This is a genomic window from Flavobacterium sp. GSA192, assembly GCF_006386525.1.
Classification (GTDB): Bacteria; Bacteroidota; Bacteroidia; order Flavobacteriales; family Flavobacteriaceae; genus Flavobacterium; species Flavobacterium commune.
Window position 1 is genome coordinate 267,007 of the sequence record NZ_VAHC01000006.1, and the last position, 21,581, is coordinate 288,587.

At 34.0% G+C, this 21,581-nt stretch carries 19 protein-coding genes; 9 read left to right on the forward strand and 10 right to left on the reverse strand.

Annotated elements, in window-relative coordinates:
* The first annotated feature begins 11 nt into the window (after nt 1-11).
* The 8 genes from FDM27_RS13675 to FDM27_RS13710 all read left to right on the forward strand — a co-directional run bounded on the left by FDM27_RS13675 (nt 12) and on the right by FDM27_RS13710 (nt 11,087).
* A complete protein-coding gene (locus FDM27_RS13675) occupies nt 12-1,376 on the forward strand; it encodes an MGH1-like glycoside hydrolase domain-containing protein (protein WP_140487296.1) in 1,365 nt (454 codons plus the stop codon).
* 88 nt (nt 1,377-1,464) lie between these two features.
* Complete coding sequence (panB, locus tag FDM27_RS13680; RefSeq protein ID WP_071185534.1) at nt 1,465-2,283, forward strand: 3-methyl-2-oxobutanoate hydroxymethyltransferase; 819 nt, start codon at nt 1,465-1,467, stop codon at nt 2,281-2,283.
* Nucleotides 2,284-2,334: 51 nt separating this feature from the next.
* Nucleotides 2,335-3,072, forward strand: a complete 738-nt coding sequence (locus tag FDM27_RS13685; RefSeq protein WP_140487298.1) for a glycosyltransferase — start codon at nt 2,335-2,337, stop codon at nt 3,070-3,072.
* 11 nt (nt 3,073-3,083) lie between these two features.
* A complete protein-coding gene (locus FDM27_RS13690) occupies nt 3,084-4,508 on the forward strand; it encodes an ArnT family glycosyltransferase (RefSeq protein WP_140487300.1) in 1,425 nt (474 codons plus the stop codon).
* 9 nt (nt 4,509-4,517) lie between these two features.
* A complete protein-coding gene (locus tag FDM27_RS13695) occupies nt 4,518-5,207 on the forward strand; it encodes an RluA family pseudouridine synthase (protein ID WP_140487303.1) in 690 nt (229 codons plus the stop codon).
* Nucleotides 5,208-5,281: 74 nt separating this feature from the next.
* The gene (locus FDM27_RS13700) at nt 5,282-6,037 is read left to right on the forward strand and encodes a hypothetical protein (RefSeq protein WP_140487305.1); all 756 of its coding nucleotides are present in this window, start codon (nt 5,282-5,284) and stop codon (nt 6,035-6,037) included.
* A gap of 116 nt (nt 6,038-6,153) precedes the next feature.
* The gene (locus FDM27_RS13705; protein ID WP_140487307.1) at nt 6,154-10,212 is read left to right on the forward strand and encodes a PAS domain S-box protein; all 4,059 of its coding nucleotides are present in this window, start codon (nt 6,154-6,156) and stop codon (nt 10,210-10,212) included.
* Between the two features lie 20 nt (nt 10,213-10,232).
* Complete coding sequence (locus tag FDM27_RS13710) at nt 10,233-11,087, forward strand: neutral zinc metallopeptidase (protein WP_140487309.1); 855 nt, start codon at nt 10,233-10,235, stop codon at nt 11,085-11,087.
* 8 nt (nt 11,088-11,095) lie between these two features.
* Here FDM27_RS13710 and moaA read toward each other — a convergent pair whose 3' ends face one another.
* The 10 genes from moaA to rocD all read right to left on the reverse strand — a co-directional run bounded on the left by moaA (nt 11,096) and on the right by rocD (nt 20,062).
* Nucleotides 11,096-12,103 (reverse strand): GTP 3',8-cyclase MoaA, encoded by a 1,008-nt coding sequence (gene moaA, locus FDM27_RS13715; RefSeq protein ID WP_140487311.1) that lies wholly within the window; start codon nt 12,101-12,103, stop codon nt 11,096-11,098.
* A complete protein-coding gene (gene moaCB / locus FDM27_RS13720) occupies nt 12,090-13,004 on the reverse strand; it encodes a bifunctional molybdenum cofactor biosynthesis protein MoaC/MoaB (protein ID WP_140487313.1) in 915 nt (304 codons plus the stop codon). Before moaCB ends, moaA begins: the two co-directional genes overlap by 14 nt.
* 2 nt (nt 13,005-13,006) lie before the next feature.
* Nucleotides 13,007-13,438, reverse strand: coding sequence for a molybdenum cofactor biosynthesis protein MoaE (locus FDM27_RS13725; protein ID WP_140487316.1), 432 nt, complete (start codon nt 13,436-13,438; stop codon nt 13,007-13,009).
* Between the two features lie 278 nt (nt 13,439-13,716).
* Nucleotides 13,717-14,784, reverse strand: a complete 1,068-nt coding sequence (locus FDM27_RS13730; protein WP_140487318.1) for a HesA/MoeB/ThiF family protein — start codon at nt 14,782-14,784, stop codon at nt 13,717-13,719.
* A 32-nt stretch (nt 14,785-14,816) separates the two neighbouring features.
* Complete coding sequence (locus tag FDM27_RS13735; RefSeq protein WP_128194483.1) at nt 14,817-15,053, reverse strand: MoaD/ThiS family protein; 237 nt, start codon at nt 15,051-15,053, stop codon at nt 14,817-14,819.
* Nucleotides 15,053-15,853, reverse strand: coding sequence for a uroporphyrinogen-III C-methyltransferase (gene cobA / locus FDM27_RS13740; protein ID WP_140487320.1), 801 nt, complete (start codon nt 15,851-15,853; stop codon nt 15,053-15,055). The genes FDM27_RS13735 and cobA overlap by 1 nt, the downstream gene beginning before the upstream one ends.
* A gap of 5 nt (nt 15,854-15,858) precedes the next feature.
* Nucleotides 15,859-16,431, reverse strand: coding sequence for a molybdenum cofactor guanylyltransferase (locus FDM27_RS13745; protein ID WP_140487322.1), 573 nt, complete (start codon nt 16,429-16,431; stop codon nt 15,859-15,861).
* 7 nt (nt 16,432-16,438) lie between these two features.
* Nucleotides 16,439-17,611: a gephyrin-like molybdotransferase Glp gene (glp, locus tag FDM27_RS13750; protein WP_140487325.1), complete on the reverse strand. Its 1,173-nt coding sequence runs from the start codon at nt 17,609-17,611 to the stop codon at nt 16,439-16,441.
* Between the two features lie 230 nt (nt 17,612-17,841).
* Nucleotides 17,842-18,804, reverse strand: a complete 963-nt coding sequence (locus FDM27_RS13755) for an arginase (protein WP_140487327.1) — start codon at nt 18,802-18,804, stop codon at nt 17,842-17,844.
* A gap of 7 nt (nt 18,805-18,811) precedes the next feature.
* Nucleotides 18,812-20,062 carry an ornithine--oxo-acid transaminase gene (gene rocD, locus FDM27_RS13760; protein WP_140487330.1) on the reverse strand — a complete coding sequence of 417 codons (1,251 nt, stop codon included), beginning with the start codon at nt 20,060-20,062 and terminating at the stop codon, nt 18,812-18,814.
* A 402-nt stretch (nt 20,063-20,464) separates the two neighbouring features.
* Between rocD and FDM27_RS13765 the strand changes: the two genes are divergently transcribed.
* Complete coding sequence (locus FDM27_RS13765; protein WP_140487332.1) at nt 20,465-21,481, forward strand: M28 family metallopeptidase; 1,017 nt, start codon at nt 20,465-20,467, stop codon at nt 21,479-21,481.
* Nucleotides 21,482-21,581: the final 100 nt, after the last annotated feature.

Consider the following 21,581-nt stretch of genomic DNA (forward strand, 5'->3'; position numbering starts at 1 on the left):
AAAATAGTATCATGAAAAAGAAAACAAATTATATAGTATTGCTAGTATTAATGAGCTTTTTTTATGCAAATGCCCAGCAAAAAGATTCTATTACATCTTATATTTCGACAATTAAATCGAATATCTATAAAGATTACAAAGGCATGTACCGAAAAGGTGGCGGTTCATTAGTTTATCCATTTCTAACACCCGGGAGCAATCAATATGATAATGTATTGTGGGATTGGGATTCCTGGTTAAGTAACATTGCACTTCGACAAATCCTAATGGATATTGGAAGTGAAAAAGACAAACAAGAAGCTTTAAAATACGAACAAGGCTGTGTCCTTAATTTTTTGCATTATGGAGATTGGGACGGTTATTTGCCAATAGTTATTTGGGAAGATTCAAAACCACGTGATATCAAACCGGAAAACATCTATGATGTCAATATGCACAAACCTGTTTTGGCGCAACATGCTGCATTTATAACCCAAAACAACAACGGCAATGCTGCATGGATTAAGGAAAAATTCTATCACCTTCAGGCATTTGTCAATAATTATAAATCACACCATCAAAATAAAGCAACAGGTCTTTATTATTGGCAAAACGATGTAGCCATTGGAGTCGATAATGATCCAAGCACTTTTTTTCGACCAAATAAAAGCTCGGCCTCTATATACCTTAACTGTTTAATGTACAAAGAACTTCAATCGATGGTTTATCTGGCCAATCTATTAAACCTTTCAAATGTAGCTAAAGAATTCGCTTTGGATGCTGAAAATTTAAAAACTGCTCTTCAAAATAATTGTTGGGACGAAAGAGATGGATTTTTTTACAGCGTAGATTTAAACTTGCGTCCGGTTGCAAATGTTGAAGATAAAACTTTAGGACGTTCTTTTATCATTCATAGTGGTTATCCAAGGGATTATGATGGTTTAATTCAGCGCATTGGTGTTTGGAGTGGCTTTTTAGCACTTTGGTCAGGTATTGCTACTCCGGAACAAGCCGATCGTATTGTTAAAGAACACTATTTGAATACAAAAACTTTCAACGCTCCTGCCGGTGTAAGAACTCTTTCTAAAATGGAAAAAATGTACAGTTTAAGATCCAGCGCTAATCCTTCTAATTGGAGAGGTCCCATTTGGGGAATTTCAAACTATATGGTTTTTAAAGGATTAGTTAAATATGGCTATACTAAAGAAGCAACAGAATTAGCTAAAAAAACAATTCGTCTGTTTGGAAATGATTTTCAAAAAAATGGAGCCTTACATGAATATTACGAACCGGAATCAGGAGAACCAATTTTGAATAAAGGCTTTCAAAACTGGAACTACCTTGTTATAAACATGATAGCGTGGTTAGAAAACAAAAAAGTTGTTGAGGAATTTTAAAAAAAAGAATAAGATAGGAAGCTAATTCTTTTTTCTATATTTCATCCAAAATTGTTTTACTACTTTTGCAGTTCCAAAAACTACGACTATGTCCACAGCAAAAAAAGACTATAAAAAAATTACAACAAAGTCTCTAATTGATATGAAAGCACAAGGAGAAAAAATCTCCATGTTAACTGCATACGATTTTACAATGGCTAAAATTGTTGATTCTGCCGGAATTGATGTAATATTGGTGGGAGATTCAGCTTCTAATGTAATGGCGGGACACGAAACCACTTTGCCTATTACCTTAGACCAAATGATTTATCACGCTTCTTCAGTAGTAAGAGGAGCTGACAGAGCATTAGTCGTAGTCGATTTGCCTTTTGGAAGCTACCAATCGGATCCAAAAGAAGCCTTGCGCTCAGCCATTAGAATCATGAAAGAAAGCGGTGGTCATGCTGTGAAATTAGAAGGAGGAAAAGAAATTAAAGAATCTATCAAAAAAATATTAAATGCAGGAATTCCTGTAATGGGACATTTAGGTTTAACACCGCAATCTATTTATAAATTTGGAACTTACACCGTAAGAGCCAAAGAAGAACAAGAAGCATTAAAATTAATTGAAGATGCCAAACTGTTAGAAAAACTAGGTTGTTTCTCTTTAGTGTTAGAAAAAATCCCGGCAAAATTAGCCCAACAAATAGCCGAAAGTATTTCTATTCCTGTAATAGGTATTGGTGCCGGATCAGGCGTTGATGGCCAGGTATTGGTTATACACGATATGCTGGGAATGAACAACGAATTCAGTCCTAGATTCTTACGCCGATATATGAATCTTTACGAAGGAATGACCTCTGCCATTAGTCAATATGTTGATGATGTAAAATCGAAAGATTTTCCAAACGAAAAAGAACAATATTAGTGATTGACAACTCATTCCAAATCCCTTCTTACTAAATCAACAATAGATTAAATGCTCCAAACACCACATACTTTTATAGTTATTCCTTGTTATAACGAAGAAAATGCAATCTCTAGTGAGTATTCTCATTTTTTAGAAAATTATCCTGATGCCTCAATTTGCTTTGTAAATGACGGTTCGACTGATAATACGCTTGCCATCTTAGAAGGATTAAAACAAAAACACCCTACGCAAATTGAGTTACTTCCATTAATCAAAAATGTTGGAAAAGCTGAAGCCGTAAGACAAGGTATCCAACATTGCATCGAAAATTTTAATTTCGAAAATATTGGTTATCTGGATGCTGATTTAGCAACAACTCTGGAAGAATTTATGGTTGTTAAAAACAATTTAGAAAACGAAATCGTTTTTTGTTTTGGTTCCCGAATCCGAAAAATAGGTTCGACTATCGAAAGAGAAAACAGTCGATTTCTTATCGGTCGAATTATTGCCACCTTTATTTCAAACATTTTAGATATCAAAGTATATGATACTCAATGTGGCTGTAAAGTTTTTACAAAAGAGATAGCACCACTTATATTTGAAAAAGAATTCATTTCAAAATGGTTATTTGATGTAGAATTGTTTTTTAGAATGCTCAATCATTTTGGAAAAGAAAATGCCCTGCAAAAAATGAAAGAAATCCCGCTTAAATCCTGGATTGAAAAAGGAAATTCAAAAGTCAAGCCTACTTATTTTTTCAAACTGTGGCTTGATCTATACAACATCAAAAAAAGATACACTAAATAATAATCAAAGATATGTTGAAAACGTTCTTAGAGAAATTCAAATCGAATAATTACATTCTTTTCTTTTCGGTAATTGTATTAATCCTTTTTAGATTATTACTCACAGCAAGCATTCCGTTGTTAGACAAAACAGAGGCTCGTTATGCCGAAATTGCCCGAATTATGTGGGAAACGAATCAATGGATTGTTCCCGAAACCGATTATGGTGTTCCTTTTTGGGCTAAACCACCTTTGTCAACCTGGACATCTGCAATTGGTTTTCTCATCTTTGGTGTTAGTGCATTTGCTGCTCGTTTTCCTTCTTTACTCATCAATGTGCTGATTATTATTTTATGTGGAAAATTAGTAGAGAAAAAAGGAGCTTCTTTTTATCTTCCCGGCTTTATCTTATTGACTATGCCCGAATTTTTAATTCATACCGGAGTAGTTTCTACTGATACCACTTTATTGTTTTGCGTTACCTTAATGATGATTTCGTTTTGGAAAGCTATTAATAGCGAAAAAAGAAACTATTGGAATTACCTCTTTTTTATAGGATTAGGTTTGGGATTTCTAGCCAAAGGACCGCTAATTATGGTATTGACATTCCCTCCGCTTTTTGTATGGTGTTGCCTGGACTGGAATCGATTCAAATTGCTTTTTTCAAAATTTGCAATTTTTATTGGAATACTTATCACGGCAATCATTGCAATTCCCTGGTACTATTTTGCCGAACAGCAATCGCCTGGATTTTTAAATTATTTTATTGTAGGCGAACATTACAAACGCTTTGTAGAATCAGGCTGGAAAGGTGATTTGTACGGAAAACCTAAAACACAGCCTATTGGGATGATTTGGGCATTTATGCTCGCATTTGGATTTCCATGGGTACAAATTGTGTTTTACAAACTTTGGAAAAACAGAAAAAATATTCTTCACAATAGCTGGATCAGCTTTTTAGTACTTTGGTTGCTATGGACACCTGTTTTCTTTACTATGTCCAAAAATATTTTACATACTTATATGTTGCCTGTAACGGTACCAATTATGTTATTAATGGTTCATTATTGGGAAGATTTCAAGAGTAAAAAAGTGCTTTTCCGTCTAGGATTATTTTTCCCGGCAGTAATTTTTGTGTTTTACTTTGGTTTTGTAGCAACTGGAAATTTAGATTACAAAATGAACTCCGATAAGTACATGCTGGAGCGTTTAGACATTCAAAATCAAAATATTCCTTTGTATTATTGGCATGAAAAAAATTATTCCGGACAATTTTATTCGAATGGAAAAGCGCAATTGGTTAAAAACGAACAAGAATTAGACTCGGTTTCTAAAATTCATCCTAAGTTTTTCTTAGTAACATTAAAAAAAGCGCAACATAGTATTCCGGAAAAACAGCTAAGTAAAATGATTTTAAAAGATGAAAATTACAAAACTGCTATTTTTATATCTAAATAAACCGGATTAATGAAAGAGCTTTCTACTAAAAACAACCTTCAGGTTTTGCATGAAGACAATCATATTATTGTTGTCAATAAACGTGTGGGTGATATTGTTCAGGGCGATAAAACAGGCGATAAACCACTAAGCGAAGTTGTAAAAGAATACATTAAAGACAAATACAACAAACCCGGCGAGGTTTTCCTTGGCGTGGTGCATCGTTTGGATCGTCCCACAACCGGAATTGTGGTTTTTGCCAGAACCAGCAAGGCTTTAACCCGATTGAATGATTTATTTAAAAACAGAGAAACTCAAAAAACTTATTGGGCGGTTGTAAAAAATAAACCTTCGCAAAACGAAGCAAAACTACTTCATTACATCAAAAGAAACGAAAAAAACAATACTTCTAAGGCACATATTAAAGAAGTTCCCGATAGCAAAATGGCGAGTTTAGATTACCGAGTAATCAAAGAACTCAATAATTATTTTGCATTGGAAATCAATTTACACACAGGAAGACATCACCAAATCAGAGCCCAATTAGCCGCAATAGGAAGTCCTATAAAAGGCGATTTAAAATATGGATTTGATCGCAGTAATCCTAATGGAGGTATTCATTTGCACGCCCGAAAATTAGTTTTTGTACATCCTGTTTCTAAAGAAACACTTACTATTGTTGCAACTGTTCCAAATGACGTTATTTGGAACGCAGTATAAATTGTGCTGTAATTCCGTTTCAAAAAAATAAAAAACCGTAGCTTTATAGCTTAATTATTGGCATTAGAACAACTATGAAATCAAATAAAGACCGCATTCAAAACTTAAAAAACAATGGTTATTCCTTAGAATTTGAAACTGTTTTTAATCTTGCTTTTGAAAATTATAAAAAAATTGCACTGTATGCCGGTTTATTAATTTTGGTTTTCTCAGTCTTTTTTATAATTGCTGCCCTGATTATTATTGCATTTACCTACGGATTGGATAATTTTCAGCAATTAATAACCCCTGAAAACTTAGATTCAAAAAAACTATCCGATGATTTTTTACTGACTTACATAGGTGGTGCTACTTTGTTGAGTTGTTTTATTAGTCCCTTTTTTGCAGGACTGATTAAGATGGCGCATTTTGCTCAAATAGATGAGGAATTTCATGTAGCTGATGTTTTTGAATTCTATCGTTTTTCTTATTTCAAAGAGCTTTTTTTAGCCACTTTAATCATCTCAATTCTAAGCATGGGTTTTTCTTCGATGCTTGATGCAACCGGGATTCCTATGTTAGGATTCATGGCTTCTTTAACGGTTTCAGTGCTAAACCTACTTACAATTCCGTTAATTATTTTCAGTAAATTCAACGCTATAGAAGCCATAACAACAAGTGTTAATTTGGTTTTAAAACAACCACTACTGTTATTTGCTTTAATGGTTATTGTTTATTTGGCTATCCTGACCGGAATTTTCTTTTTCTTCATTGGATTTTTCTTCACCCTGCCTTTTATGTACTCCATGTATTATGCTATTTACAGCTGCATTATCGGATTTGAAGAATAAAAAACTTTCTCTTAATCTTTTTCAATAAAAGCGGTACTTTATCTTTTTATTATTGTTATTTTTAGCAAAATTTCCATAACTATTTGTTAAAACATTACGATTTTAATTGTTCAAATATGATACAATACTATACTTTTTTATACAATCAGCTTACAGAAAGTATTGCTGTAAGTCTTAGTAAAAATTTATCGACAATTAGAATGTTTGACATAATGAATCAATTGCCCATTGATAAAAATCTATACCGAACAGTGGTTCCGTTTATATTTTTTATCATTTTTTTATTGATTTATAAGTTTCATAAAATTAAATATGCCTTAGGAAATAAATTCATAAAAGATTTTACGCCTCAAAATGCTGAAAACAAAGAATGCCAACTTCATTTCCTGTTTTTAGGACTAATCGTTTTAATATTAGAACTAACCTTTGAGTTTTTTAAATTAAGACCTAAAAGTATGCTGATTACTAATGTAAGCATCTCATTATTATTAATGACTATTGCTTATTTAAGTACCCAATTTGAGTTCATATTCCGCAACATAAAAAAGATATTCCGTATCGTTTTCTTTCTTGGATTTCTTAAAGTTGCTTCTAATTTAATCTACTCAAGTAACGATAATATTCCGTTTATAAGTTTTTTACTATTTGTTTTTTTCTCATACAACATCTTAAAACCCTTAAAACTATACGTCCTTTTTGTATTATTTACCTTTAGCTATCTCATTGGTATTTCAATACTAAATCTGGCACCTCTGGACAACATTACAGTTGTTTTCAATTATACCTTAGTTGTAGTTTGTATCAATTTTATTCGCCACATGTCAATTCAGGATGTGAACGAAAAATTTCAATTCAACAACCAAATTATAAATAAAGGAAATTCGCTAACGATGGCAAAAAACAGAAAAAACGAAATTGTTTTTTGCAGCGAAAATGTAGCATCTGTATTGGGGTACAGCGTTAAGGAAATTATGGGTTATGGTTATTATAACTTAACCGATAATCCCGAAATAACTTCCAAAGAATCTTTTGAGAGTCAAATAAACGATAAAGTTTTTGTTAGGAAATTAAAATGCAAAAACGGACAATACAAATTCATCCAATGGAAAAACAAGCAATTCTCTGACGATTTAATTATAGGAATTGGTCAGGATATTACCAATGAAATTCATATTCAAAATCAATATAAAAATTTAGTCGAAAATGCACCCGATTTTATTTATGAAATTGATCTTGAAGGCAAAATTGTTTTTGCCAACAATTATACTTTAAAAACCTTAGGATACGAAGAAAACGAAGTAATAAACGAGCCTTATTCTCGCTTTATTCGCAAAGATTATCTTAGTCTCATTGACACTTTTTACAAGAACCAGCCAGAGAGTAACACTGAATTTCCTGTACTGGAAATCCCTGTTTTAAGAAAAAACGAAGAAACAGTATGGATTGCTCAAAAACTCATGATTAGTCAGGATGATTTAGGAAAAATTAAAGGTTATTCAAGTATTGCCCGGGATATTACTTTTATCAAAAACATCGATATTGAAAAACAAAAAAGAGAAGAAAAAAATAAAAAATACAACGAGAATTTAAAACAATTTACTGCTAAGAGTTATTCAACCGAAGAAACCTTAGAAAGCAAATTAAGACTAATACTCGAAAATACCGCAAAAACTATCGAAGCCAACCGAATTAGCTATTGGGAATATTTAGACGACAAAATCAAATGCCTTCAATTTTATGATTTAAAATCAAATGAATTTGCTAATGGTGGCGAATTATTAAAAAAGGATTTTCCTAAATATTTTAATTCCATCGAAAACAAAACTCCATTAGTGGCAACAGATGTTAGCACCAATCCGTTAACAAAAGAATTGTATGCTAATTATCTGAAAAAAAACGATATTTATTCGATGATAGACACTCCGGTTTTTATCAACGGAGAACTAATCGGTATTTTATGTATCGAAGTGACCGATGCTATCAAACAATGGGATAATGAAGATATTAATTTTGCCAGAGCCATTGCCGATAGTATCACCATAGCATTTGAATCAAAAAGAAGACTCGAAGTAGAACAAAAACTGACTTACAAAAGTGATTTGCTTTCGGCAATGAATTTATGTACCGAACGATTCCTGAAGGTTAAAAACATCGATGCTATTTTTACCGATTTACTTATTATCATTGGAAAATCAACCAAATCCTATCGCAGTTTTTACTACCAGCACAACTACGAAAATCAAACCATTAGCCAAAAATACCGTTGGACAAGCGGTAACGAATTTTTGAACGAAACAAATCCCGCTTATCAAAATTTACCCTATGCTTTTTTTGGTGGTTTCAATCCTGATATCATCGAAAACAGAGCCTATCATGTTGTTACTTCAGCAATAGAAAACCCCGGATTAAAACAAAAACTACAGGCCTTAGACGCAGTTTCCTTAATGTTGTTTCCGGTTTTTGTTAAAAACAAATTACATGGTGTACTGGGATTGAATGATTTGAATGAAGATCGCGTTTGGGCTGAAGACGAAGTTCAAATTTTGCAAACTTTAACAATGAATATTGGATCTTCGATAGAAAGAATTGAAAATGAAATTACTATTAATGAAAGCGAAGAAAAATTTAGATTATTAGCCAATAATATTCCGGGAACTGTCTATTTATCTGAAAATGATGAGGATTATACTAAGATCTATCTAAACGACGAAATTGAAAAACTAACAGGTTATCCTAAAGAAGATTTTCTTGAAAAAAGAATCATTTATAAAAATTTAATCCATCCCGACGATTTAGAAAAAACACTTTTAAAATCAAGTGCCAAACTAGCAAAACTGGAAGCTTTTCATTTAACTTATCGCATCATCAACAGCAAAGGCGAGATTGTCTGGGTAGATGAATTTGTAGATACTGTTGTTAAAAACGGTGAAATTAAATATATCGAAGGCATCATGCTCGATATCAGCAAACGAAAAGAAGCCGAAAAAGCAATTAAAGCTAAAGAATATGCCGAAACAGCTAATAAAGCCAAATCGGAATTTTTAGCTAATATGAGCCATGAAATCAGAACGCCTCTCAATGGAATCATCGGTTTTACCGATTTACTGATGAAAACAAAACTGGATCATATTCAGGAAAAACACATGATTACAGTCAATCAATCGGCACTTACCTTGCTGGAAATTGTCAATGATATATTGGATTTTTCAAAAATAGAAGCCGGTAAACTGGAATTACACATTGAAAAACAGAAAATAAAAGAATTACTAACTCAGGTTATCGATCTGATTCAATTTGAAGCCAATCAGAAAAAACTAAAATTAGAATTAAATATTGCACAGGATGTTCCTGATTATTTCTGGATAGACATCGTTAGAGTCAAACAAGTATTAATGAATTTACTATCTAATGCTGTAAAGTTTACCGAAAAAGGCTCTGTAAAATTAGACATCAGTGTAGAAGAAAAAATAAACGATAACCAAACTAAAATTCGCTTTGCAGTTATTGATACAGGAATAGGAATTTTAGAACAAAATCAGAAAAAAATATTCAAAGCCTTCTCACAGGAAGATAGCTCAACAACCAAAAAATTTGGAGGTACAGGTTTAGGATTGACTATTTCAAACAAACTATTGAACTTAATGGATAGTCGCCTAAAATTAAAAAGTGAAATAGGAAAAGGAAGTTGTTTTTATTTTGATTTGGATTTAAAAACAAACAATCAAAAATTAGAAATAAAAACAGCCGAACAATTAACAGTCAATGTCGAAAATTTCAATTTTTTCAAAGAAAATCCTATCTTTAAAGATGCTAAAATTCTGCTTGTTGAAGACAATAAAATCAACATGCTTTTGTTAAAAACCATTATCAAAAATACCATTCCCGAAGCTAAAATTTTTGAAGCAGCAAATGGTCTTGAGGCAATCACACAATTTGAAACCATTTTACCCGACATTATTTTTATGGATATTCAAATGCCAATAATGAATGGTTATGAAGCCACCGAAGAAATTAGAAAACTTACATCAGGAAAAAATGTTCCTATTATTGCCATAACCGCCGGAGCCGAAAAAGAAGAAAAAAGTAAATGCCTCGAAATAGATATGAATGACTATATTTCGAAACCAATTGTAAAAGGAGTCGTCGAAAAAACACTCGCTAAATGGATTAAATAATCTTAAAAAAATACTCAGCTATGAAATGGAAAGGCAGAAGACAAAGCGATAATGTAGAAGACCGAAGAGGAATGTCTTCTGGAGGAAAAACCATTGTGGGTGGAGGAATTCTTGGAATCATCATTTTACTACTCAATGTTTTTGGTGGAGAAAATGCCCAAATGATTACTCCTGTTTTAGAACAACTCAATCAAGGACAAAGTCAACAACCTACAGAACAACGGGACTTAACCGCCAAAGAACTCGAAGAACAAGCCTTTGTAAAAACCCTGCTGGCTGACAATGAAGATGTTTGGACTAAAATATTCGAAGAAAACAATTTAACTTACAAGAAACCTAATGTAGTCTTATTCAGTGGTGGAGTGCAAACTGCCTGTGGAAGTGCGACTTCCGATTCCGGTCCTTTTTATTGCCCTGCCGACCAAAAAATCTATATGGATTTAAGCTTTTTTGAAGAACTTAAAACCCGATTTGGAGCTCAGGGAGGCGATTTTGCGACCGCTTACGTCATTGCTCACGAAATTGGACATCATGTTCAAACATTATTAGGCACTTCGGCTAAAATGAGACAAATGCAACAGGGAAAAAGCAAGGCTGAAGCCAATAAATTATCCGTTGCCTTAGAACTTCAAGCCGATTTTTATGCCGGAGTTTGGACACATTACAACCAACAAATGAACAATATGCTCGAAAAGGGCGATATTGACGAAGCACTAAGCGCAGCCCATGCCGTAGGAGACGATGCTATTCAAACCAAAATACAAGGTCATATTGTACCTGAATCTTTCACTCATGGCACTTCGGAGCAACGCAAATATTGGTTCTTGAAAGGGTATCAATCAGGAGATATTAAACAGGGAAATACTTTTAAGTAAAATAGATACTACCCCCCAATAGCAATCATAGATCGATTGTCTTGATTTAAAACAGGATTATCAACATCTTCAATAGTTGTCATTCCTGCTCTTACTTTCTTTTTATTTTTAATTGCTGAGGCAATGATATTTTCAATGGTTTTCCCATTTCTGTAAGGAGTCAATAAATCGGTTTCTGAGTTTGAAAAGAGGCAATTCTTGATTTTTCCATTTGCCGTAAGGCGAATTCTATTGCAACCATCACAAAACGGATTCGTAATCGAACTAATGATTCCGAAGCTTCCTAAATAGTTTTTTATCTTAAATTCCCGGGCAGTGAAATTTTTTTCGTCTTGTAGTTTCTCCAAATTAGATTCCGAAAAATGAGCGGAAAGTTGATCTAAAATTTCCGTTTGAGAAACCATTTTACTTCTATCCCACTGGTTTCCTGCAAAAGGCATGAATTCGATAAAACGAATCGAAATAGGTAAAAACTCCGTTAGATTAATAAAATCAATGATTTCGTTATCATTAAAACCTTTAATCAAAACCACATTTACTTTTACCTTAAAATCATTATTAAGCAGCAAATGTAAATTATCAATTACTTTCTCAAACTGATTACGAAGCGTAATGGTGTTGAATTTAGTAGCAACTAAAGTATCCAGACTCAAATTGATTTTTTTGACTTTAAATTGCTTTAAAACTTCAATATGTCTGTCAATTAAAATTCCATTTGTAGTTATCGAAATTTCGGTTTCTAATTGAGATAATTTTTCTATGATTTCAGGAAAATCTTTTCGCAACAGCGGTTCTCCTCCTGTTAATCTTATTTTGTCAACTCCATTATTTACAAATGTTTGGGCGATAGCAAAAACCTCATCGGCAGTCATCAACTCTTTTTTAGGAGTCAACACGATTCCCTCTGCCGGCATGCAATACGTACAACGTAAATTGCATTTCTCAATTAAAGAAATGCGTAAATAGTTGTGTTTACGACCAAAATCATCCGTCAATATGGTGTTATTTGGTATCATGATTACTCCCTTTTAGGATGTGAAAAACATGCAAAACATGTGGAAAAACAGCATCCATAGATTCTTTCGCCCCATTAACCGAACCCGGCAAAGCCAAAACTAAGCTATCACCGATAGTTCCCGCCACTGAACGCGAAAGCATCGCATACGGCATTCTGTCTTGTCCATAATTGCGAATAGCTTCCTCAATTCCTGGAATTCTATTTTCCAATAATGGTTCTAAGGCTTCCGGTGTAACATCTCTTGGCGAAAGCCCTGTTCCCCCGGTAAAAATTACCAATTGGTTGTCCTGAACGTATTTTTTAGTTCTGTCCTGGATAAAATCAACCTCATCAGGAATAATTTCGTAATGAGTCGTTTCTACACCATAAGATTCCAGTTTTTCAACTATAACTTTTCCGGAACGATCTTCTTTATCTCCTGCAAAAATAGAATCGGAACAAACAAAAACAGCTGCTGTTAAAACATCACGGAATTTGTTTTTATAAGATGATTTTCCGCCTTTTTTCTCCACTAATTTAATAGTCGAAATTTCGATGTTTTTATCAATGGGTTTCAACATATCATACATCGTCAACGCCACAATAGACGCGCCATGCATGGCTTCGACCTCAACACCCGTTTTATAAACGGTTTTCACCGTAAAAAGAATATCAATCGTTAAATCCTTAATTTCATAAGCCACCGCCGTATATTCAATCGGCAACGGATGACAATCAGGAATAGATAAATGCGTATTTTTTACAGCAAATAAACCAGCGGTTTTAGCCATTTCAAGCACATTGCCTTTGGGAACTAAATTTTTCTCAATAGCTTCAATCGTTTCCGGCAAACTTACTTTTACAGTTGCCATGGCAGTTGCCGAACGTAAAGTACTTATTTTATGGGTAATATCAACCATTATTATTTATTTTGCTTCCAAACGAAATCTTCGTTCTCAAATATTTCTTTGCCAAAGATAGGTACTTCGGTTTTAATCCAGTTTACAATAGCTTCAGTAGCTTCATAAACCTGTGTTCTATGTCCTGCCGAAACAAAGACAAACAAACAAATTTCACCAGCTTTAACCACGCCTAAACTGTGGTAAATGTGCATGCAAACCAAGTCAAATTCGGCGAAAGCCTTCTCTCTAACTGCTGTTAAAGCTTCGTTTGCCATTTCTTCATAAGCAGTATACTCTATCGCTTTTACTACATTTTCTTCATGAATATCGGCACGAACCTGCCCTAAAAAAATATTGTGCGCCCCAATCGTGTGCTTCCCTTGATGTTTAGCTATCGAATCGGCTATGAATTCAGGAGAAATTGCTCCTTCTATAAAAACTTTTTTACTCATATTGATATTTTATAAACTGTCCGCTAAACTAAATAAATAGCACACAGATGAAACTGATTTAACAGATTTTTTTTAAAACATATAAGTCATATAAGTTTTATTTTATGTCTTATTTTTAGTTCAACTATTTTCATAAATAAGGCCATATAAGGCAAAACGATTTTTTATGTGACAATAAATTATTCTTACTACTTATATGTTCTTATTTTAAAGCTATAACTAAAAACTTAATTTTAGAACAAAAACTTATATGACTTATATGGTAAAAAATGTTATTTCTAAATAGAAACAGCATTGCTGGCAATCACTTCTTCTAATTTTAAAGCACCGCCTGCAATACTTTGTACTTTTAAAAAGGGATGTTTTTTAAGTATCTCAACTGCTTTTTTACTTCTCATTCCCGATTGGCAATACACCAATATCGTTTTATTCGAATCCAATTGATCTAAATTCTCTTCTAAATCAGAAAGTGGAATTTGGATTGAGTTAGGTAAACTTATTTTTGGTAATTCCTCTTCATTTCTAACATCCAGAAAAAGAACATCAGGATTTTCCATTTGTTCCAAAGCTTCCTTAGCTGTTATTTCTAAAACTGTATTTTCGACGACATTGTGTTTTTTTTCGAAATCCAATCGGCTTATTGAAGTTGTATTGGTTTTCACCAAATCAAATTTTTGCTGGTCGTTATTAAGCATATTGTAAACCAACAATTCTCCCGAAAGTACATTGCCAATTCCTAAAACCATTTTCAAAACTTCATTGGCCTGAAACATTCCAATAATTCCCACCGAAATCCCCATTACTCCTGAATCAACGCAATTTTTACTGTTTGAGGATTCATCCGGAAAAAGGCATCGGTATGTAGGTCCGTTTTGATAATTAAATACCGAAACTTGCCCTTGGAATTTATAAATAGAGCCATAAACAAAAGGCTTATTGGTTACAACACAGGCATCGTTAATCAAATATTTGGTTTGCAAATTATCGGTTGCATCAACCATAATGTCATAATATTCGAATAATGGAATGGCATTTTTAGCATTCAAAGTTTCCGTAATGGCATTAACTTGTATCGAAGGATTCAAAGACAAAGCCATTTCTTTAGCTTCCAGTGCTTTTGATTTTCCTATTGCATCACTTTTATAGATTACCTGACGCTGTAGGTTACTGATTTCAATGGAATCATCGTCAATAATTCCTATTTCCCCGATTCCGGCTGCTGCCAAATACGGCAAAATTGCCGCACCCAAACCACCGGCACCAATAATCAATACCTTAGCTTGACCTAGTTTTTCCTGGCCTTTTTCGCCAACTTCAGGAAGTATAATTTGTCGATTGTATCGCATAATTGCTACCAATTAAGAAATTGTTTTTTTTTTTAACCTCCGGCAAATGGAGGCAACAAAGCAACAACATCATTAGTCATTAACATGTAACTGTTTTTGTCTTGTACCAGTTTTTGATTGACCGCAATACTATAAGAAAGCGAAGCCAAATCGTATTTTTGTTCTAATTCATCTACTAATTCCTGTAAAGATAGATTAGAAATAGGAAGATTTTCTCCTTGTACCTTTGTTTTCTCGGCTACAGCACCAAAATATTTTACACTTAGCATTATTCGATTACATTTAGATTTTGAAAAATAAATTCGTCTTCAGTATAAGCCGCTTTAGTAAAAACAGACAATTCAGAAGTATGATTCACCACCTCACCTATCACAATAATTGCCGGCGAAGCCAATTTGTGTTCAGCTACTAATTTACTGATAGAACTTACCGTTCCTATTACTTTTTTCTGCGTATCCTTAGTTCCGTTTTGAATGATAGCCACTGGTAAATCATCGGTTCTATTGTTTTGATAAATAGATACAATTTCGTCCAGCTTATTCATTCCCATCAAAATCACCACAGTAGCAGATGATTGTGCTGCCAAACTAACGTCTGTAGATAATTTGTGTGCCGAAGTGGTTCCTGTAATCACCCAAAAACTCTCCGAAATTCCGCGTTGTGTTAAACTGATTCCATTTGAAGCCGGAACTCCTAAAGCCGAAGATATTCCCGGAACGATAGCCGTTTGTAAACCATGTTTTTGAGCAAATTCAATTTCTTCACTTCCTCTACCAAAAACAAACGGATCTCCTCCTTTTAATCGCACCACATGACCGTGTTTTTGAGCCATAACCACAATCAATTCGTTTATTTGATCCTGAGTATAGGCGTGACAACCAAAACGCTTCCCTACAAAAACAATCTCTGTTCCTGCAGCAGCATATTGCAATAAGTCTTCATTCACAAGTGCATCATAAAGCACTACATCAGCATCTCCTAAAGCTTTGATGGCTTTTATGGTAATTAATTCCACATCGCCAGGACCAGCCCCTACAATTGTCAACTTTGGTGTGTTAGCATTTCTCATATTCTTCAGTATAAATTGGTATTCAGTTCATTTAATTCAGCAAGCGAGTTGATATTTCTAAATTCCTTGCTTTTCTCTCCCGCAACTTCAATTATTTGGTGATTCACTTTTTCTAACAAGCGCATCATTTTTAAATCATTTTCTTCTATCGCCTTTTTCAAAATCGGAATTATTTTTTTCGAATAAATTCCTATCAAAGGATGGATTTTATTGGCATCTGAAAAAACAGAAACGTCAAAATCCGTTGTATGTTTTGTTATTAATTCCGATAATAATTCGGTCGAAATTAAAGGAATATCACAACTTAATATCAAATTGATTTCAGACTCTGAATGAACCAAAGCCGAATAAATTCCGCCAATAGGCCCTTTGTCTAATTCAATATCTTTAATTTTTTTATAGGGCAAATAATCGTAATCGGATGTATTTGTCACTAATTGTATTTCATTACTAATGGGCAAAAACGCTTCGATAATATGCTCTATAAACGGCGTTCCCTGAAAAAGCACCAATCCTTTCTCCGACTGCATTCGGCTACTTTTGCCTCCACAAAGAATTGATACAGTTACTTTTTTCATTTTTCTTTCAATTAAAAGGCAAAACTACAACTTCCTGATTCGCCTTAACATGAGTAATATCATGTGGTACAACAATAAAACTATTTGCAATCGAAAAAGTATTCAACATCGCCGAGCTTTGACTATCTAAAACAGTCACCTTTTCATCTTCATACAAGGCTTTTAAAAACAAGGTCTTTCCAGATGTATTATTAAAAGCAGCACTTATTTTTCTCTTCATTTCCGGTAAATGTATCGCTTCAAATCCCATCATTTTTTTCAAAGCCGGAAAAGCATATACATAAAAGCAAGTCAGTGACGAAGCCGGATTTCCCGGTAAAGCAAAGACAATTTTATTTTCTTTTCGTCCAAAAAACAAAGGCTTACCCGGTTTTTGATTTATCTTATAAAACAACTCAGTCACTCCGTTTTTCAACAAGGCTTCTTTGACATAATCATAATCCCCAACAGAAATTCCACCCGAAATCAGCACTACATCAAAATGAGCAAGACAGCTTTCTACCGCTTTAATCGTTTTTTTCAGACTATCTTTTACCTTAAAAACAGCCGTTTTCTTAATCCCGATTGTTTGCAAAGCCGCTTCTATCATTAGCGAATTACTTTCGTAAATCTTTCCTTTCGGCAATTTATTTCCGGCTGACACTAATTCATTTCCGGTAACTAAAATAGCCACTTTCGGTTTTTGGTACACTTTGATTTTTGTGATTCCCAAACAGGCTAAAAATCCAATAGCCGCAGGAGTAATCACCGTATTAGCATCAAAAACCAATTCGCCTTTTTTAATTTGTTCGCCTTTTTCACGAACATTAGCACAAGCCAAAGGCATTTTTTCTATCTGAAGTAAATTGTCCGTTCTTGTTGTATGTTCCTGCATCACCACGGTATCAGTATCATCCGGAACAAAAGCACCTGTAAAAATACGAACCGCTTGGTTTTCCTGAATTTTATCGTCCAGAAAATCTCCAGCCTGCGAAGTATTTACTACTTCAAACTGTGTCAAATCACTATGCGTAAAAGCATATCCGTCCATCGCCGACTGACGGAAAGGAGGCATATTTATTGGAGAATAAACCGATTCTGCCAAAACATATCCCAGTGATTTACTCACTTTAATTTTTGTGATTGGCATTTTACAGCTATTCTCAGCTATTATATTTAAAGCTTCGGCTACTTGAATCATAAAAAAATCATTTTTAAAAATAAGTATAAATACTTATACAAATATACGTATTTTTAGTTATTGCTGTTATAAATTAATACTTTTAGAGAGCGAAATGTCATAAATAGAATTAACTCTCTATTAATTGCGAAAAAACAAATTTTTAATTGCTTTTTGTTACAAATCTTTAAAGTGGTTTTTCACAAAAGCAGATTAAATTTAGAATTTCGCGTGCTAAACCAGCTTAAAAACTACTCATTAGGCAAAACCAAACTGGATGTAATTTGCTCTAAAACCTCAAAAGCAGTTTCTGCCATTTTGTTTCCTTTGGTATCCAAAAGCGGATTGATTTCGCAAAATTCGATACAAATAACTTTTCGGGAAGCAATAACCTGATTGATAATTGCAATCACTTCATACTGATCAAATCCTTTAGAAACAGGCGTTCCGGTTCCATTCGAAATTAAATCACAATCCAATGAATCCACATCAAACGAAATATAAATCATATCGCAATTAGCCAATTGCGACAATGCTTTTTCAACACAAAGTTCCAAACCTTTATAACGGACTTCCTCTACTCTGAAATTTTTGATTTCAAATTCCGCCATTTGCTTGTCTTCAGCCTCTTCAGTATCACGAACACCAAAATAAATCAGATGCTCCGGATCAATCTTAGCCGCTTCAATCCCAATGTGTTTCATTTCCTCCCAATGTTGCTGGGTTTCAGGAATAACTTCATTGATTTGGCACTTTAAATTATCAATTCCTAAAGCTGCCGCCAATGGCATTCCGTGAATATTTCCCGATGGAGAAGTATAAGGCGAATGCAAATCGGCATGGGCATCAATCCAAATCACTCCTAAGGTTTCATGAGGATAAACCGCTTTAATTCCGCTTATAGTCCCCAATGCCGACGAATGATCTCCGGATAAAACTATTGGTAAAAAATTCGCTTCCAGATTTCGTTTTATCGTATAAGAAACACGGGTACATTGTTCCAAAACAAACTCGATTCTTTTAGCAAAAGTGTTACGGTTTTTATCATAAATACTTTCGTTGTGTGTTTTTACGTCTTCAAAAGTAAACTGATTAAAATACTCGCTTCCGTGATTAATAGCTGCAATTTCCAAGGCATCAACCCCTAAATCAGCACCACGGGTTCCTCCACCAATATCCGAGCGATTCTTTATTAACTTAACAACCCGATCCATAACGTTTTTATTTAAAATCGTTTAATGCTTTTTCGATAATAGAAAGACAATCCTGAATTTGCTCTTCGGTGATTACTAATGGTGGTGCTAAACGTATTTTGTTTCCATGAGTCGGTTTAGCCAACAAACCATAATCCCTGAATTTCAAACAAATTTCCCAGGCTAAATCGGATTCTTCATCACAATCAATCACAATAGCGTTCAACAATCCTTTCCCTCTTACTAAGGAAATCAAAGGATTTCTGGAAGCAATGGTATTCAATCCGTCTCTTAGAATAATTCCTAAACGCTCTGCATTTTCGGCTAATTTTTCGTCTTTTATTACATCAAGCGCAGCAATAGCTACAGCTGCCGCTACAGGATTTCCGCCAAAAGTAGAACCGTGTTGTCCCGGTTTAATCACATTCATAATGCCATTATTAGCCAAAACCGCCGAAACAGGATAAACACCTCCCGAGATTGCTTTTCCTAAAATCAAAATATCGGGTTGCACATTTTCATGGTTTACAGCCAATAATTTTCCGGTACGCGCAATTCCGGTTTGCACTTCATCAGCAATAAATAATACATTGTGCTTTTCGCATAATGCTTTGGCTTTCGCCAAATAACCTTCGCTGGGAACATAAACTCCAGCTTCACCTTGAATAGGTTCAACCAGGAATCCTGCGATATTTTTAGATGATTCCAGTACTTTTTCTAAAGCATCCAGATTATCATACTCAATTTTTATAAAACCATCGGTAAAAGGACCAAAACTTTTGCGGGCCGTTTCGTCATTAGAAAACGAAATAATGGTAGTAGTTCGTCCGTGGAAATTATTTTTGCAAACAATAATTTGCGCTTGATTTTCATGAATTTTCTTTACTTCATAGGCCCATTTTCTACACAGTTTCAAAGCGGTTTCCACTGCTTCGGCACCTGTATTCATTGGCAATACTTTGTCAAAACCAAAATATTTGGTCACATATTCTTCATAAAAACCCAATTGGTCATTATAAAAAGCGCGGGAAGTCAGCGTTAATTTTTGCGCTTGATTCACCATTGCTCCCACAATTTTAGGATGACAATGTCCTTGATTTACCGCTGAATATGCCGATAAAAAATCATAATATTTCTTTCCGTCAACATCCCAAACAAATACTCCTTCTCCTCTTTCCAGAACTACTGGCAATGGATGGTAATTATGAGCTCCATAATGATCTTCTTTACTAATTAAGACTTCTGATTTCGAAGAGAGTATTTGTTGTATTTGTTCCATGATTTTTATATTATAAACTAATTCTACAAAAATACGCATATTTTGCCGCCTATCAAAACCTTAGTCAAAGAGTTCAAACACCAATAAAAGAAGACAATTGCCCTGTTTTTAAGCCAATAGAAAAGAAGTTTTGCTAAGTACTATTTTAATACACTTTTTATTATATGACTGTCCGCTTAGCGGACTAAATAAAAAAATAGGCCACGGATGACACTGATTGAACAGATAAAAACAGATTTTTCATAGCTCTTTGTAAATTACAATCTGCGATAATCCGTTAAAATCAGTTACATCTGTGTGCCATTCTAAATAATTGGTAAAAGAAACGGATAGTAATATTTTATTAAATTAATTTTCAGATATTTGTAAATATGCCCTTATTTAATTGTTATCATTTATAAAATGAAAAAAATAATTTACTTCCTTGCCTTTAGCTGTATCGCATCTTGTCAAAGTACTAAAGAAACAGCTACTAAAAGTCTGTTTTCCCCAACGAAATATAGTAACTCCATTACTGCTGAAGAATTAAAAACTCATCTTTATATTGTAGCCAGCGATTCGATGCAAGGTCGTGAAACGGGTTCTATTGGTCAAAAAAAAGCTGGCAAATACCTCATTAGTCAATATCAAAAAGACAAAATTCCTTTTCCTAAAGGAGCTCAAAATTATTACCAGCACGTCCCGGAAGCTTTTTTGAATGCTAAACGCAGTCAAAAATTACCGGATTCTGAAAATATTTGGGCATACATTGAAGGAACTGAAAAACCAGATGAAGTCATTGTAATCTCTGCACATTATGATCATGTAGGTACAAAAAATGATGCTATTTTTAACGGTGCCGATGATGATGCTTCCGGAACTGTAGCTTTGCTCGAAATAGCTCAGGCTTTTAAATTAGCCAAAAAAGAAGGTCACAGTCCTAAACGTTCTATCTTATTCCTGCACGTTACAGCCGAAGAACATGGTTTACATGGTTCCCGCTATTATACCGAAAATCCTTTGTTTCCTTTAAAAAACACGGTTGCCAATATTAATATTGACATGATTGGACGTCGTGACGACATCCATCCCAACACCAACAATTACGTTTATTTAATTGGAGCTGACCGACTTTCAACTGAATTGCATCAGATTTGTACTGAGGTAAACGAAAAATACGTTAATCTGGATTTAGATTTCAGATTCAATGCACGTAATGATCCTAACAATTTCTATGGACGCTCCGATCATTATAATTTTGCTAAAAACGGCATTCCATCCGTTTTTATTTTTAATGGTGTACACGCTGATTATCACAGAAAAACAGACACTCCTGACAAAATAGAATACGATGCTCTGGCAAAAAGAGCCCAACTTGCCTTTAACATCGCCTGGGAATTAGCCAACAGAGAAAACCGAATTGTGGTGGATAAAAAATAAAACGTTAGTTTTCCACACGAATTACACTAGTTTACACGAAATACTTTTCACAGTCTTTATTCCACGAATCTACCAAAGGCAAAAAAAAATTGTGATAATT